This is a genomic window from Neisseria leonii (assembly GCF_028776105.2).
Taxonomy (GTDB): Bacteria; Pseudomonadota; Gammaproteobacteria; order Burkholderiales; family Neisseriaceae; genus Neisseria; species Neisseria leonii.
Genome location: NZ_CP145606.1, coordinates 1823376 through 1837509, shown reverse-complemented (window position 1 = coordinate 1837509; position 14134 = coordinate 1823376). Strand labels below are relative to the sequence as shown.

Genomic DNA, 14134 nt, shown 5'->3' with positions numbered 1-14134 from the left:
TTAAAATTTATTTTTTACCGGCAATCGCTTTGCGCGGACCTTTGCGGGTACGGGCATTGGTGCGAGTGCGTTGACCACGGCAAGGCAAGCCGCGACGGTGACGGAAGCCGCGGTAACAACCCATGTCCATCAAACGCTTGATGCTCATGGTTACTTCACGACGCAGATCGCCTTCCACCTCATATTTAGCAACCTGTTCGCGCAGCGCTTCCAATTGAGACTCGTCCAAATCCTTTACTTTCGTGCTCGGCACAACGCCGGCCGCTTCGCAAATCAATTTAGCGCGAGTAGCGCCAATACCGTAAATAGCTTGAAGGCCGATTACGATATGGGCGTTATTAGGGATATTTACCCCTGCAATACGAGCCATATTTTTTCCTTTACGGGCAAAAGTTGTTCACTATACCACAAAATCTCGGCTATGAAAATCAGCCTTGACGCTGCTTGTGGCGGGGATCGGTACAAATGACGCGGACTACACGATTACGACGGATAATTTTGCAGTTGCGGCAAATTTTCTTTACAGAAGGTTGTACACGCATAATTACTTCCTTTCAGGTTATCGGGCACGGAAAACGATACGGGCTCGGGACAAGTCATAAGGTGTCAGTTCGACTGTTACCTTATCACCGGGAGAAATACGGATATAGTGCATCCGCATCTTGCCGGAAATATGCCCCAAAACGACATGATCGTTTTCCAGCTTTACTTTAAAAGTTGCATTGGGCAAAGTTTCCAAAATTTCGCCCTGCATCTGTATGGTGTCTTCTTTAGCCATATTCTTATTTACGAGATAAAGATTTCATCTCAGATCGCTTCATCAAATCTTCATATTGGTGCGACATCCGGTACGAAGCCAGTTGTGTGCTGAAATCCATGGTAACCACCACTAAAATCAACAGAGAAGTACCCCCTAAATAAAACGGCACATTCAATGTCGAAGTCAGAAACTCAGGAATCAGACAAATCACGGTAATATAGATTGCCCCAAACAGAGTCAATCGGGTTACCACTCCCTCCAGATAACGGGAAGTCTGCACTCCCGGGCGGATACCCGGAACAAAAGCACCGCTTTTCTTCAAATTTTCCGCCATCTCTTTCGGGCTAAATACCAATGCGGTATAGAAGTAGCAGAAAAAAATGATTGCTGCGGAAAACAGCACGATATAAGCAGGCTGTCCGTTTTGCAGCCAGCCGGCAATCTTTCCCAACCAACTGTTACTACTGTTTGCCGAACCGAACCAACTCAGCAAAGTAGATGGGAACAGAATGATGCTGGAAGCAAAAATAGGTGGAATCACCCCCGCCATATTCAGCTTAAACGGCATATGTGTATTCTGTACCTGCCCTCCCATACCAAACTGACGCTTGGCATAGTGAACCGGAATTTTACGCTGAGCCGCCTCAAAAAATACAACCGCATAAACCAGCAGAAGAGCCCCGGTCACAACAGCGATTGCGGTTAGCAGGCTCATCGAACCCTGACTGGTCAGCGTCCACAGCTGCGCAATACCGGCCGGAATACCGGCAGCAATACCTGCCGTAATAATCAGCGAAATACCGTTACCCAATCCGCGTTCGGTAATCTGCTCCCCCAGCCACATCAAAAACATGGTTCCGGTTACCAGACACACGACGGTAGAAACATAGAATTCGAACTGAGAAGCAACCACAACACCTTGTTGATAGACAAAGGTTGCAACACCAAAGCTCTGCAAAGTTGCCAACAGCACCGTACCCATACGGGTGTATTTCGTGATTACCTTACGCCCGGCTTCACCCTCTTTTTTCAATGCCTTCAGAGAAGGTACGATTTCCGAGGCCAACTGCACCACAATGGAAGCCGAAATATAAGGCATGATACCGATAGCAAAAATACTAAAGCGCTCCAACGACCCACCGGAAAACATATTCAACATGCCCAGTATACCGCTGCTCGCGCTTTCGTATAAATTAGCTAGAGCGGCCGCATCCACACCCGGAACCGGAATGTGTGCACCGATACGGAAAACCACCAGTGCACCCAACAAAAACAGAATCCGGCTTTTTAATTCACCAAACTTAGACAAGCCTGATGAAGACTGTCGATTAGCCACTTTTCCCAGCCTTATTCTTCTACCTTGCCGCCGGCAGCTTCAATTGCCGCTTTTGCGCCTTTGGTAGCTTTAATGCCTTTCAGTACAACTGCTTTGGCAATTTCACCGGAAGCAATCACTTTTACGTTGCTTGCATGAGCGGAAACTAAACCTGCCTGTTTCAACGCCAATACATCAATCTCATCTACGGCAACCAAATTCAATTCACTCAAACGTACTTCTGCATTTTGCGCAGCCGTCAGTGATTTGAAACCGCGCTTGGGCAGGCGGCGCTGCAAGGGCATTTGACCGCCCTCAAAACCTACTTTATGGAAACCGCCCGAACGGCTTTTTTGACCTTTGTGGCCACGGCCGCCGGTTTTACCCAAACCGCTGCCGATACCGCGACCGACGCGGCGGCGGGCATGAGTAGCACCCTCGGCAGGCTGAATAGTGTTTAAAAACATATTACGACTCCACTTTCAAAAGGTAGCTGATCTTATTGATCATGCCGCGATTTTCCGGGGTATCCAAAACTTCTACGGTATGTTCGCGACGACGCAAACCCAAGCCGCGAGCACAAGCACGGTGTGACTCAATGGTACCGATCAGGCTTTTCACCAAAGTCACTTTAATTTTCTTTTGCTCAGTCATGATTGGCTCCCAGAATATCTTCTACAGTCAACCCGCGTTTGGCAGCGATTTCAGACGGCGTATAGAGCTTGGACAGACCATCTAATGTTGCACGGACAATATTGTAAGGATTAGTCGAACCGTGCACCTTAGCCGAAATATTGTTCACACCCATCGCATCAAATATCAAACGCATCGGACCACCGGCCTTTACGCCGCTACCTTCCTTGGCAGGCTGCATAAATACTCTGGTCGCGCCATGCTTACCGATGACTTCGTGATGGATGGTACCGTTTTTCAACGGCACTTTCATCATCGAACGGCGTGCCTGATCCATTGCTTTTTGCACAGCTACCGGCACCTCTTTGGATTTTCCTTTACCCATACCGATGCGGCCGTCGCCATCACCCACAACAGTCAAAGCAGAGAAAGCCATAATACGGCCGCCCTTGACTACTTTGGTTACGCGGTTTACGGCAACCATTTTCTCAATCAGGCCGTCACCGCGTTCTTCTGTTTCATGTTTTGCCATGTCAGATCTCCAAAATCCTTACTTAGAAGCTCAAGCCGTTTTCACGTGCTGCCTCAGCCAGAGCTTTGATGCGGCCGTGGTACTGAAAACCTGAACGGTCGAACGCGACTTTCTCAATACCGGCCGCCTTGGCTTTTTCCGCAATCCGCTTGCCGACTACGGCAGCCGCTTCAATATTGCCGCCAGATTTCAGACTACCGCGCACTTCGGCTTCCAAAGTCGAGGCAGAAGCCAAAACCTTGTCGCCCTCAGCGCTGATTACTTGAGCATAAATGTGGCTGTTTGTGCGGAATACACACAGTCTCACCACTTTCAAATCTGCAATACGGGCACGGGTTTTACGTGCACGACGCAGTCTAGTTGCATGTTTATCCATTAGTGAGGCCTCAATTATTTCTTCTTAGCTTCTTTCATCACAACCACTTCGCCCACATAGCGGACACCCTTGCCTTTATAAGGCTCCGGCGAGCGGAAGGCGCGGATTTCCGCAGCCACCTGACCGACAACCTGCTTGTCGGCACCGCTGATGACGATCTCTGTTTGTGACGGTGTCTGCACAGAAACACCCGCAGGCATTTCATATACGATGGGATGAGAGAAACCCAAAGACAAATTCAGGGTTTGACCCTGAGCCTGGGCACGATAACCCACGCCGATCAATTGGAGCTTTTTCTCAAAACCTTCCGCCACACCTTTAACCATATTGGCCACAATAGCGCGGGCAGTACCGGACATGGCAGCAGACTGCTTGCTTTGGTTCGCCGCCGCAAAAGTCAATTGACCATCGTTCAGTTCGATTTTGACATCATTACTCAAAGGAAAAGACAACTCGCCGTTTTTACCTTTGACCGTCAATGCATCTGTTCCGAATTTTACTTCTACGCCAGCAGGAACAGTTACTGGATTTTTCGCTACGCGAGACATCTTAAACGCTCCTTAGGCAACAATGCACAACAACTCACCACCGATGCCGGCAGCACGGGCTTTACGGTCAGTCATCACGCCTTTTGAAGTACTCACAATGGCCACACCCAAACCGTTCATTACTGTCGGAATGTCGTTAGAACCTTTATATACGCGCAAACCGGGACGTGATACACGCTTGATTTGCTCGATAACCGGACGACCTGCATAGTATTTCAATTGGATTTCCAATACCGGTTTCGCATCAGCAGAAACCGCGAAGTCTTCGATATAGCCTTCCTCTTTCAAAACCTGAGCAATTGCGCGCTTGAGTTTTGAAGAGGGCATAGCAACCGCAACTTTATTTGCGCGTTGCGCATTGCGGATACGGGTCAACATATCGGAAATAGGATCATGCATACTCATTTAATTCTCTCCTATTACCAGCTGGCTTTAATGACACCCGGAATCTCGCCACGCATAGCGATTTCACGGATCTTAATGCGGCCCAAGCCGAATTTGCGGAAGGTGCCGCGAGGACGGCCGGTAATGGCACAACGGCGGCGTTGGCGGACCGGAGCAGCATTACGCGGAATAGCCTGCAGCTTCAAACGTGCTTCGAAGCGTTCTTCATCTGTCGCGTTGGCATCATTGATGACTGCGAAAATTGCCGCGCGTTTAGCAGCATATTTCTTAGCCAAAGCAACACGTTTCGCTTCGCGATTAATAAGTGCTTTCTTAGCCATGATTATCCTTTAAACGGAAATTTGAACAACGACAGCAGCGCTTTGGCTTCTTCATCAGTTTTTGCTGTGGTAGTAATAGTGATATTCAAACCACGCAGCGCATCGATTTTATCGTACTCAATTTCCGGGAAAATGATCTGTTCGCGGACACCCATATTGTAGTTACCGCGACCATCAAAAGACTTACCGCTTACACCTCGGAAATCCCGCACACGCGGCAAAGCAATGGATACCAACCGATCCAAGAACTCAAACATCTGTTCGCGGCGCAGAGTAACTTTACAGCCGACCGGATAATTATCGCGAATCTTAAAACCTGCAATCGATTTGCGGGCCACTGTTACCACCGGTTTCTGTCCGGCAATTTTTTCCAGATCCGCAACCGCATGCTCCATCACTTTCTTATCCGCAACCGCCTCACCGACACCCATATTCAAGGTAATTTTTTCGATACGCGGCACTTCCATAACAGATTTGTAACCAAACTGCTTAATCAGCTCCGGCACAACAGTGCTGTTGTAAAAATCTTTTAAACGAGCCATATTTTACTCACTCCCTTAAGCACCGATTTGCGCACCGTTGGACTTGAATACACGAACGCGTTTTACCTTGCCTTCGCCCTCTACCAACTTAATACCCACACGGTCGGCTTTTTGTGTCTCGGGATTAAAAATGGCAACATTGGAAATAGCCAGAGGCATATTTTTTTCCACAATACCACCCTCAACACCGCGCATCGGATTCGGCTTCTGGTGGCGCTTCGCCACATTGACACCTTCCACGACCACTTTATCGCCCAATACACGGACAACCTGACCCTGCTTACCCTTATCCTTACCGGCAATAACGATAACTTGATCGCCTTTAATGATTTTGTTCATTGTAATCCTTCCTTACAATACTTCAGGTGCCAATGAAACGATTTTCATGAAGCGCTCAGTCCGCAACTCACGGGTAACCGGGCCAAAAATGCGGGTACCCATCGGCTCAAGTTTGTTGTTCAGCAGCACAGCCGCATTATTGTCAAACTTAATCAGCGCACCATCAGGGCGGCGAACACCTTTGGCAGTACGAACCACCACAGCATTGTACACATCACCCTTCTTGACACGACCACGCGGTGCCGCATCCTTAACCGCCACTTTAATAATGTCGCCAACATTAGCGTAGCGACGCTTAGATCCGCCCAACACTTTGATGCACATCACGCGGCGCGCACCCGAGTTATCAGCCACATCTAAGATGGTCTGCATTTGAATCATGTTTTTACCTTTAAAAAATCCAACTTAATTTACCATTTTCAGACGGCCTCTCAATCAGCTGAGGATTCAAAGCACATCTGAAACCTTAAATGGTTCCAGTAAACCAGTCTTGGCCCCGAAGGGAGAAACTTTCAAGAATCTGAAAGCTAAGAAACGAAGTTTACAGCGTTTTTTCATTTGCTGCAAGCTTCGTTTCTACTCAGACATACGTCTTGTTGCAAATTTTAGACGGCACGCGCCTTTTCCACCAATTCTTTTACTACCCAAGATTTGGTTTTAGACAAAGGGCGACCCTCTTCAATCACAACGATATCGCCGATACCGTACTGGTTCTGCTCATCGTGGGCGTGAATTTTGGTAGAGCGGCTAATCACCTTTCCGTACAGCGGATGTTTTACTTTACGCTCCACCAATACGGTAACGGTTTTATCCATTTTGTCGCTGATCACTTTGCCTTGCAGGGTACGGACATTTTTCACTTCGCTCATTATTTACCACCTTTTTCAGCTAAAACGGTTTTAATACGAGCAATGTCGCGACGCACTTTTTTCAATTCGCTGGTTTTACCCAACTGGCCGGTGGCGTGTTGCATGCGCAGGCCGAATTGAGCTTTCAGCAAATCAACCAAGTCAGCATTCAGTTGCTCAACTGATTTGTCTTTCAATTCATTGGCTTTCATTATTTACCTACCTGTCTTACTACAAACACAGTCGGAATCGGCAGTTTGGCAGCAGCCAAAGCAAATGCTTCACGGGCCAAGGTTTCGGCAACGCCGTCCATTTCGTACAGCACCTTGCCGGGACGGATTTCGGCCACATAGTATTCAACCGAACCTTTACCGCCACCCATACGCACCTGAATCGGCTTGGCCGTAATCGGTTTGTCGGGGAAAACACGGATCCAGATGCGGCCGCCGCGTTTGATATGGCGGGTCATGGCACGACGGGCAGCTTCGATTTGGCGGGCAGTCAGACGGCCTCGGCCGACTGCTTTCAAACCGAAATCACCGAAGCTGACAGCATTACCGCGTGTAGCAACACCGGTATTGCGGCCTTTGTGCTGTTTGCGGTATTTCATTCTAGTTGGCTGCAGCATTTCGACCACCCTTTCTGCGTTTGTTTTCTTGTTCGGGACGGGCTTGGGCAGCTTCTTTGCCCTCGCCGGTATAAACCCAAACTTTCAGACCGATCACACCGTAAGTGGTGTGCGCCTCGCTGGTTGCATAATCCACATTGGCACGCAGGGTGTGCAGCGGCACACGGCCTTCGCGGTACCATTCGCTACGCGCAATATCCGCACCGTTCAGACGGCCTGATGTCATGATTTTGATGCCTTTGGCACCGACACGCATGGCATTCTGCATAGCGCGTTTCATGGCACGGCGGAACTGGACGCGTTTTTCCAGCTGCTGGGCGATGCCGTCGGCAATAATCTGCGCATCCAGCTCGGGCTTGCGGATTTCTTCGATATTGACATGAACCGGCACACCCATCAGGTTTTGCAGGTCGCGTTTCAATACTTCGATGTCTTCGCCTTTTTTGCCGATAACCACACCCGGACGGGCCGAATGAATGGTAATGCGGGCAGATTTGGCCGGACGCTCAATCACAACACGGCCGACAGAAGCAGCAGACAGGCGTTTGCGCAAGTACTCGCGGACATCGATATCCTGTTTCAGAACAGTCGGGAATTCGTTGCTTTTGGCAAACCATTTAGACGACCAGTCTTTGTTTACCGCCAGACGAAAGCCAGTCGGATGAATTTTTTGTCCCATAGCTTTTCCTTAGTTACCCACTGTCACATTGATATGACAAGTTTGTTTTTCAATGCGGTTACCGCGACCTTTGGCACGAGCCTGGAAACGCTTCAACGAAGCGGCCTTATCAACATAAATGGTGACAACTTTCAACTCGTCGATATCGGCACCGTTGTTGTGCTCCGCATTGGCGATAGCGGATTCCAGTACCTTTTTAATCAACTCAGCACCTTTTTTCGGGCTGAATGCCAAGATGTTCAGGGCTTGGGCAATGTTCTTGCCGCGAATCAGGTCTGCCACCAAGCGAGCTTTTTGGGCAGAGATACGGGCATTTTTATGTGATGCAGATACTCTCATGTTTTATCCCTTATTTCTTCTTGGCCTTCTTATCGGCCAAGTGGCCTTTAAAGGTACGGGTCAATGAGAATTCGCCCAGCTTGTGGCCGACCATATTGTCGCTGATAAATACGGGCACATGGGTGCGGCCGTTATGCACAGCGATAGTGAGGCCGATAAAATCGGGCAGAATGGTGGAACGGCGCGACCAGGTTTTAATCGGGCGCTTGTCGTTGTTTGCACGAGCCGCATCTACTTTTTTCAGCAAATGCAGGTCTACATATGGGCCTTTTTTCAATGAACGAGCCATATCAATTAACCTTTATTTGAGTAACGGCGGCGAACAATCATATTGTCCGTGCGTTTATTGTTACGGGTGCGGTAACCTTTGGCCGGCGTACCCCATGGGCTGACCGGTTCGCGCGCTTCGCCTGTACGGCCTTCACCACCACCGTGCGGGTGATCTACCGGGTTCATCACCACACCGCGTACGGTCGGACGGATACCGCGCCAGCGGTTGGCACCGGCTTTACCGATTTTTTTCAGGCTTTGCTCTTCGTTACCGACTTCACCAACAGTAGCGCGGCAGTCGATATGGATTTTACGCACTTCGCCGGAACGCAGGCGGACTTGCGCATACACACCCTCTTTTGCCAGCAGCACAGCAGAAGCGCCTGCCGAACGGGCAATCTGCGCACCTTTACCGGGTTTCATTTCGATGCAGTGAACGGTAGTACCGACCGGAATATTGCGGATCGGCAGCGTATTGCCCACCTTGATGGCCGCTTCAGAGCCTGAGACCAACACAGCACCGGCCTTGATACCGCGCGGCGCAATAATGTAGCGGCGTTCCCCGTCGGCATAGCACAGCAGTGCAATATGCGCAGTACGGTTCGGATCGTATTCAATGCGCTCCACTTTGGCCGGAATGCCGTCTTTATTGCGCTTGAAATCAACGATACGGTAGTGGTGCTTATGACCGCCGCCTTTATGGCGGGTAGTAATGTGGCCGTTATGATTGCGGCCGGCAGTTGAGTTTTTCTTCTCAACCAGCGCAGCATAAGGCGCGCCTTTATGCAAACCTTCCGTGGTCACGCGAACCATGCCGCGGCGGCCAGCAGAGGTCGGCTTCATTTTTACAATAGCCATTATCCTTACTCCTTATCAGCAGCTGCGGCAGCGGCTTCCAGATCCAACTCCTGGCCGGCAGCCAAGCTCACATAAGCTTTTTTCACATCGCTGCGGCGACCGACGGTACGGCCGAAACGCTTGGTTTTGCCTTTGGTAGTCGTGGTAGTCACAGAAGCAACCTCCACACCGAACAGCAGCTCGACAGCCGCTTTAATCTCGGTTTTCGTCGCATTCGGCAGCACTTTAAAAGTCATTTGATTGCGTTTTTCAGCCAGCAGGTTGCTCTTTTCAGAGACAACAGGCGCCAAAATCACTTTCATCAGGCGTTCTTGATTCATACCCACTGCTCCTCTAACTGCGCAACCGCATCTTTGGTCATCACTACTTTTTTGTAGCGCAACAAGCTGTAAGGATCGATTTGCTGAGCTTCCAGAACCAAAACATTGGGCAGGTTGCGGGAAGACAGATAAACATTTTCATCCAGCTGCTTGGTAACAAACAGCACTTGCTCCAAGCCCATGTTTTTTACTTGCTCTGCAAACGCTTTGGTTTTCGGCGTAGCAGCCGACAACTCTTCCACCGCAAACAGACGCTCGTCACGCACCAGTTGCGACAAAATAGCCGCCATACCGGCACGGTACATCTTACGGTTCACTTTTTGCGTGAAATTCTCGTCCGGCTTATTCGGGAAGGCACGGCCGCCGCTGCGCCACAGCGGAGAAGAAGTCATACCGGAACGCGCACGGCCGGTACCTTTCTGACGCCACGGTTTTTTGGTGGAATGCTTCACTTCGGCGCGCGTCAGCTGGGCACGGTTACCCGAGCGCGCGTTAGCCAAAAATGCAGTAACCAGCTGGTGCACCAGCGCTTCGTTGTATTCACGGGCAAACAGCGCATCAGAGACAGCCAGACTGCCTGACACTTGGCCCTTTGCGTCAATTACTTTCAATTCCATTACGCACCTACTTTCACTGCGGGACGGACAATCACACTGCCGTTTACCGCACCGGGAACGGCACCTTTAACCAGCAGCAGATTACGCTCGACATCAACACGCACGATTTCCAGATTCTGCACAGTCGATCTGGTATTGCCGTACTGGCCGGCCATACGCTGACCCGGAAACACACGACCCGGATCCTGAGCCATACCGATAGAGCCGGGAACGCGGTGTGAACGCGAGTTACCGTGGGAAGTACGTTGGGAATCAAAATTATGACGTTTGATGGTGCCGGAAAAACCTTTACCCTTGGAGGTACCGGTTACATCAACCAGCTGGCCGGCTTCAAAAACAGACACAGTGATTTCATCACCAACCTTCAGCTCGGCAGCTTTTTCAGCAGTCAAAGCAAACTCAACCAAGCCGCGACCTGCCTCCACACCCGCCTTGGCAAAGTGGCCGGCTTCGGCTTTATTGACACGGTTTGCTTTTTTCTGACCGAAGGTAACTTGTACGGCCGCATAGCCGTCAGTATCTTCGGATTTGACTTGTGTGACGCGGTTTGCAGTCAATTCCAACACGGTTACCGGGATAGAACCACCCTGTTCGGTAAACACGCGGGTCATGCCCACTTTGCGCCCAACCAGACCTAAAGTCATGATTATTTTCCTTTTTAATAAAGGGGTCGATTACGATTGATCGGCCATTGGACAAAAGAATACTTGGCATAAAATGCCAAGCACGAAAATATAGCATAAAACGCACGACAGTTTCAAGATTTTTTTGTTTTTAAATCTTGGGTTAGCGTTTTTCCGACTTTACCCGGGCAATGAGTGCGCACGTTCAGATTTCGTGGAAACGTCCGCCCTTGACCGTCAGACCGTTCGGATTCAGACGGCCTGCCAGCCCCCGGTTGCGCAGCGCATGGGTCAGCGCCACCGCCAAACCGTCGGCCGCATCAGGTTGGGGCGTACCGGACAGCCCGAGCATACTGACCACCATATGCTGCACCTGCTCTTTGGCCGCTTTACCGTGCCCGACTACCGCCTGCTTGACCTGCAAGGCTGTGTATTCATACACCGGCAGCCCCTGAACCACCAATGCGGCCAATGCGGCACCGCGCGCCTGCCCCAGCATCAGCGTGGCGGCAGGGTTGGCATTGACGAATACCTGTTCCACCGCCGCCTGCCGGGGACGGTATTGCCGGATCAGCCCGCCGATATTTTCGACAATCACACCGATGCGCCCGGCCAATTCGTCGCCGGGAAGGGTTTTGATGCAGCCCGAAGCCACATAATAGTGATCCCCCCCTACCACATCGATGATACCGAAACCCGTGATACGGCTGCCCGGATCAATGCCCAAAATACGCAGCGGTTGCACCATAAACCGTCCCGTCCGTTTACCCGATAAACAAAAACAGGCCGTCTGAAAGGCCGAAATCCGTATCTTTCAGACGGCCTGCCCCCGGCCGCACCGTCAGCGCGGCGGCAGATACGGCTCAGGATTGACCGCCTTGCCGCTCAAACGCACTTCAAAATGCAGCTTGACCCGATCGGTATCGCTGCTGCCCATTTCGGCAATTTTCTGGCCGGCCGCCACACGCTGACCTTTGGCGACCAGCAGCCGGTCATTGTTCGCATACGCCGTCAGCAGCCCGCTGCTGTGGCTGACCAGCACCATCCTGCCGTAACCGCGCACACCGTCGCCCGCATACAGCACCTGCCCCGCACCGGCCGCATAAACCGGACCGCCGCGCTGCCCGCCGATGTCGATACCCTTATTGCCGCGCCCGTCGAAACGCGCCAGCAACGGTCCGTCGGCAGGCCAGCGCAAACGTGCAGCCGAAGCCGCCGTTTGCTCTGCGCCGCGCACCGCCGTTTCGGGGCGCACCCGCAACAGCTGGCCGACTTCGATTTGCGCGGGATCAGCCAGATTGTTCCAACGCGCCAACGTGGCGGCACTTTGATTGAAACGCAGACCGATGCGGTAAAGGTTGTCGCCGCGCTCGACACGGTAATATCCGTCTGCAACAGAACCGCCCGTCTCCGACGGCACGGACGATGCACAGGCGGCCAAAAACAATACGCCCGCTGCGGGAAAGACGCGGGCAGTCAGGAAAGCAATAGCGGTTTTCATGAAGCCAAGCATAGCAAAGTTCGGCTGCCGCTTCATCTTGCAGAGGGCACACCCGGCAGCGCTTTACTTTTTTTTACCCCTTGCTTTACCGTCCGCCCTGCTTGAAAATGCAGGCGGCGGCTGTATGTTGGCTGACGCTTTGCGCCGTACGGGCGCGTTTCACAGATTGAGGATAAACCATGCGTTTTTTCGCCATCGGCTTTCTGGTACTGCTGTTTTTGGAAATCATGTCTATCGTCTGGGTGGCCGGCTGGCTGGGCAGCGGCCCGACCCTGCTGCTGATGATTGCCGGTTTTCTGGTCGGCCTGCTGATGCTGCGCCGCTTCGGCCTGTCCGGCGTGCTGCTGGCCGCTGCGGGCGCGCGCAGCGGCGGCCGTCTGTCGCTGTACCAGCTGCTGTGGCCTGTCCGCTATGCCGTAGCGGCCGTGATGCTGATGAGTCCTGGCTTTATTTCCACACTGCTGGCACTGTTTTTGATGCTGCCGGTCAAAGGCAGGCAGGCGGTTCGGGGCGGTACCGCTTTTCAGGCGGATTCCGCCAACCGGACATTCACCGGCCGCAACCAGGAGGATATTATCGAGGGGGAATTTACGGTGGAGCGCCCCGGCAGGCAGCCGGAAAACACCGGCCGTACAATCAGGCACCGGCGCGGCTGAGACACCGCAGCCAGAAAAAAGGCCGTCTGAAAACCGAAACCTTGGTTTTCAGACGGCCTGCCGTATGCCCGCTTATTTTGCCGAAGAACGGAATTGGTCGGTGCGGCAGAGGAAGTAATGGGAAGTGATTTCGAAACCGTGCTGGTAATAGAGGCGGTGGGCGGCAACGCGGTCGCTGCCGACATGCAGGTGGCCGTTAATCATGACCGCACCCTCTTCGCGCGCGATGTCGGCGAGTTTCGCCAGCAGGCGGGAGGCATAACCCCGGTTGCGCGCCTGAGGTACGGTAACAATATCTTCCAAATCCAGATAGCGGCCGTAAGAGAAATTGTGTGCCAGACGGAAGCCGCAGACGGCCACCGCGTTGGTTTTTCCTTCTTCAAATACACCGAACAGACGGTAAGCCTGATTTTTCTGCAAATCGTGAACCTGCTCGACAAAACGTCCGACATCGGTAATGCCCGGACGCAGCACGCTGAGTGCGGCAAACGCCGTAGCGGCCTGCGCCGCTTCGATTTCGCGGATTTCGGCACGCACATCGGGCGCGGAAATACCGGACGGCTTTTCGGCTTCCGCTTTGGCACCGGCGGGTTCTGCCTGCGGCACAACGGCTTCGGCAGGCCGGCCCGCCTCCGCACCGTCGAGTACGCGCAAATCGTTGTCGGCGGCAAAATCCATCAGGAAACGGAACATGGCCGGATTGATGTCTTCCAGCTGTTTGTCCACCGCCACGCAGCGCACTTTATCGATCAGAATCGGACGCACCCATTCGTGATAGGCCAGGCGGTTGCTTTTGTCGAAAGAAGACAGAATGCCGCACAAACGTTCCGCCCAGTCGCTCGGGCGGAATGTCTTGCCGGCACCGGTCGTGCCGTGAATCACAATTTCGCGGGAAGAATTGCCGACTGACATAGAAAACCTCTTGATGGTTGCCACACGCCGAAACGGCGCGAATGGCGCGGATTATACCCGAAACCCCTATACTTGCGAATCTTTCCCGAGTAAATGCTTCAAACGGGAAAAGC

The 14134-nt window shown here is 52.0% G+C and carries 28 protein-coding genes; 1 reads left to right on the top strand and 27 read right to left on the bottom strand.

The window, feature by feature from the left end; all coding sequences use genetic code 11:
- Positions 1-7 precede the first annotated feature (7 nt).
- The 26 genes from rpsM to ORY85_RS08740 all read right to left on the bottom strand — a co-directional run bounded on the left by rpsM (position 8) and on the right by ORY85_RS08740 (position 12453).
- Entirely contained in the window at positions 8-370 is a 363-nt protein-coding gene (rpsM, locus tag ORY85_RS08865; protein WP_274571843.1) for a 30S ribosomal protein S13, read from the bottom strand.
- Positions 371-428: 58 nt separating this feature from the next.
- Positions 429-542: a 50S ribosomal protein L36 gene (gene rpmJ, locus ORY85_RS08860; RefSeq protein WP_003697674.1), complete on the bottom strand. Its 114-nt coding sequence runs from the start codon at positions 540-542 to the stop codon at positions 429-431.
- 17 nt (positions 543-559) lie between these two features.
- Positions 560-778, bottom strand: coding sequence for a translation initiation factor IF-1 (gene infA / locus ORY85_RS08855; RefSeq protein ID WP_037585332.1), 219 nt, complete (start codon positions 776-778; stop codon positions 560-562).
- Between the two features lie 4 nt (positions 779-782).
- Positions 783-2096 carry a preprotein translocase subunit SecY gene (gene secY / locus ORY85_RS08850; RefSeq protein ID WP_274571844.1) on the bottom strand — a complete coding sequence of 438 codons (1314 nt, stop codon included), beginning with the start codon at positions 2094-2096 and terminating at the stop codon, positions 783-785.
- Between the two features lie 11 nt (positions 2097-2107).
- Positions 2108-2542 carry a 50S ribosomal protein L15 gene (gene rplO / locus ORY85_RS08845; protein WP_274571845.1) on the bottom strand — a complete coding sequence of 145 codons (435 nt, stop codon included), beginning with the start codon at positions 2540-2542 and terminating at the stop codon, positions 2108-2110.
- Position 2543: 1 nt separating this feature from the next.
- Complete coding sequence (rpmD, locus tag ORY85_RS08840) at positions 2544-2729, bottom strand: 50S ribosomal protein L30 (protein WP_003684808.1); 186 nt, start codon at positions 2727-2729, stop codon at positions 2544-2546.
- Positions 2722-3240 (bottom strand): 30S ribosomal protein S5, encoded by a 519-nt coding sequence (rpsE, locus tag ORY85_RS08835; protein ID WP_274571846.1) that lies wholly within the window; start codon positions 3238-3240, stop codon positions 2722-2724. The genes rpmD and rpsE overlap by 8 nt, the downstream gene beginning before the upstream one ends.
- 22 nt (positions 3241-3262) lie before the next feature.
- Positions 3263-3616 (bottom strand): 50S ribosomal protein L18, encoded by a 354-nt coding sequence (gene rplR, locus ORY85_RS08830; RefSeq protein ID WP_274571847.1) that lies wholly within the window; start codon positions 3614-3616, stop codon positions 3263-3265.
- 14 nt (positions 3617-3630) lie between these two features.
- Complete coding sequence (gene rplF / locus ORY85_RS08825; RefSeq protein WP_274571848.1) at positions 3631-4164, bottom strand: 50S ribosomal protein L6; 534 nt, start codon at positions 4162-4164, stop codon at positions 3631-3633.
- A gap of 12 nt (positions 4165-4176) precedes the next feature.
- Positions 4177-4569 carry a 30S ribosomal protein S8 gene (rpsH, locus tag ORY85_RS08820; RefSeq protein ID WP_274571849.1) on the bottom strand — a complete coding sequence of 131 codons (393 nt, stop codon included), beginning with the start codon at positions 4567-4569 and terminating at the stop codon, positions 4177-4179.
- Positions 4570-4583: 14 nt separating this feature from the next.
- Entirely contained in the window at positions 4584-4889 is a 306-nt protein-coding gene (gene rpsN, locus ORY85_RS08815; protein WP_274571850.1) for a 30S ribosomal protein S14, read from the bottom strand.
- A gap of 2 nt (positions 4890-4891) precedes the next feature.
- Positions 4892-5431, bottom strand: a complete 540-nt coding sequence (rplE, locus tag ORY85_RS08810) for a 50S ribosomal protein L5 (RefSeq protein WP_274571851.1) — start codon at positions 5429-5431, stop codon at positions 4892-4894.
- A gap of 15 nt (positions 5432-5446) precedes the next feature.
- On the bottom strand, positions 5447-5770 hold the full coding sequence (gene rplX, locus ORY85_RS08805) for a 50S ribosomal protein L24 (RefSeq protein ID WP_274571852.1): 324 nt from the start codon (positions 5768-5770) through the stop codon (positions 5447-5449).
- Between the two features lie 12 nt (positions 5771-5782).
- Positions 5783-6151 carry a 50S ribosomal protein L14 gene (gene rplN, locus ORY85_RS08800; RefSeq protein ID WP_085415761.1) on the bottom strand — a complete coding sequence of 123 codons (369 nt, stop codon included), beginning with the start codon at positions 6149-6151 and terminating at the stop codon, positions 5783-5785.
- 224 nt (positions 6152-6375) lie between these two features.
- The gene (gene rpsQ, locus ORY85_RS08795) at positions 6376-6639 is read right to left on the bottom strand and encodes a 30S ribosomal protein S17 (RefSeq protein WP_274571853.1); all 264 of its coding nucleotides are present in this window, start codon (positions 6637-6639) and stop codon (positions 6376-6378) included.
- The gene (gene rpmC, locus ORY85_RS08790) at positions 6639-6830 is read right to left on the bottom strand and encodes a 50S ribosomal protein L29 (protein WP_274571854.1); all 192 of its coding nucleotides are present in this window, start codon (positions 6828-6830) and stop codon (positions 6639-6641) included. Before rpmC ends, rpsQ begins: the two co-directional genes overlap by 1 nt.
- Positions 6830-7246 carry a 50S ribosomal protein L16 gene (rplP, locus tag ORY85_RS08785; protein WP_274571855.1) on the bottom strand — a complete coding sequence of 139 codons (417 nt, stop codon included), beginning with the start codon at positions 7244-7246 and terminating at the stop codon, positions 6830-6832. The genes rpmC and rplP overlap by 1 nt, the downstream gene beginning before the upstream one ends.
- Entirely contained in the window at positions 7230-7925 is a 696-nt protein-coding gene (rpsC, locus tag ORY85_RS08780; RefSeq protein WP_274571856.1) for a 30S ribosomal protein S3, read from the bottom strand. Before rpsC ends, rplP begins: the two co-directional genes overlap by 17 nt.
- Positions 7926-7934: 9 nt before the next feature.
- Positions 7935-8264 carry a 50S ribosomal protein L22 gene (gene rplV, locus ORY85_RS08775; RefSeq protein WP_274571857.1) on the bottom strand — a complete coding sequence of 110 codons (330 nt, stop codon included), beginning with the start codon at positions 8262-8264 and terminating at the stop codon, positions 7935-7937.
- A gap of 10 nt (positions 8265-8274) precedes the next feature.
- On the bottom strand, positions 8275-8553 hold the full coding sequence (gene rpsS / locus ORY85_RS08770) for a 30S ribosomal protein S19 (RefSeq protein WP_009119027.1): 279 nt from the start codon (positions 8551-8553) through the stop codon (positions 8275-8277).
- A gap of 5 nt (positions 8554-8558) precedes the next feature.
- Entirely contained in the window at positions 8559-9392 is an 834-nt protein-coding gene (rplB, locus tag ORY85_RS08765; RefSeq protein WP_274571858.1) for a 50S ribosomal protein L2, read from the bottom strand.
- A 5-nt stretch (positions 9393-9397) separates the two neighbouring features.
- Complete coding sequence (rplW, locus tag ORY85_RS08760) at positions 9398-9712, bottom strand: 50S ribosomal protein L23 (protein WP_274571859.1); 315 nt, start codon at positions 9710-9712, stop codon at positions 9398-9400.
- Positions 9709-10329 carry a 50S ribosomal protein L4 gene (gene rplD / locus ORY85_RS08755; RefSeq protein ID WP_274571860.1) on the bottom strand — a complete coding sequence of 207 codons (621 nt, stop codon included), beginning with the start codon at positions 10327-10329 and terminating at the stop codon, positions 9709-9711. Before rplD ends, rplW begins: the two co-directional genes overlap by 4 nt.
- The gene (gene rplC, locus ORY85_RS08750; protein ID WP_274571861.1) at positions 10329-10973 is read right to left on the bottom strand and encodes a 50S ribosomal protein L3; all 645 of its coding nucleotides are present in this window, start codon (positions 10971-10973) and stop codon (positions 10329-10331) included. The genes rplD and rplC overlap by 1 nt, the downstream gene beginning before the upstream one ends.
- A gap of 184 nt (positions 10974-11157) precedes the next feature.
- Positions 11158-11700: a crossover junction endodeoxyribonuclease RuvC gene (gene ruvC / locus ORY85_RS08745; protein ID WP_274571862.1), complete on the bottom strand. Its 543-nt coding sequence runs from the start codon at positions 11698-11700 to the stop codon at positions 11158-11160.
- A 93-nt stretch (positions 11701-11793) separates the two neighbouring features.
- Entirely contained in the window at positions 11794-12453 is a 660-nt protein-coding gene (locus ORY85_RS08740; RefSeq protein WP_274571863.1) for a murein hydrolase activator EnvC, read from the bottom strand.
- A 179-nt stretch (positions 12454-12632) separates the two neighbouring features.
- Here ORY85_RS08740 and ORY85_RS08735 point away from each other — a divergent pair, with 179 nt between their 5' ends.
- Positions 12633-13109 carry an FxsA family protein gene (locus tag ORY85_RS08735; RefSeq protein ID WP_274571864.1) on the top strand — a complete coding sequence of 159 codons (477 nt, stop codon included), beginning with the start codon at positions 12633-12635 and terminating at the stop codon, positions 13107-13109.
- A 72-nt stretch (positions 13110-13181) separates the two neighbouring features.
- Here the strand turns inward: ORY85_RS08735 and ORY85_RS08730 are convergent, their stop codons facing one another.
- Positions 13182-14021 (bottom strand): GNAT family N-acetyltransferase, encoded by an 840-nt coding sequence (locus ORY85_RS08730; protein WP_274571865.1) that lies wholly within the window; start codon positions 14019-14021, stop codon positions 13182-13184.
- Positions 14022-14134 lie beyond the last annotated feature (113 nt).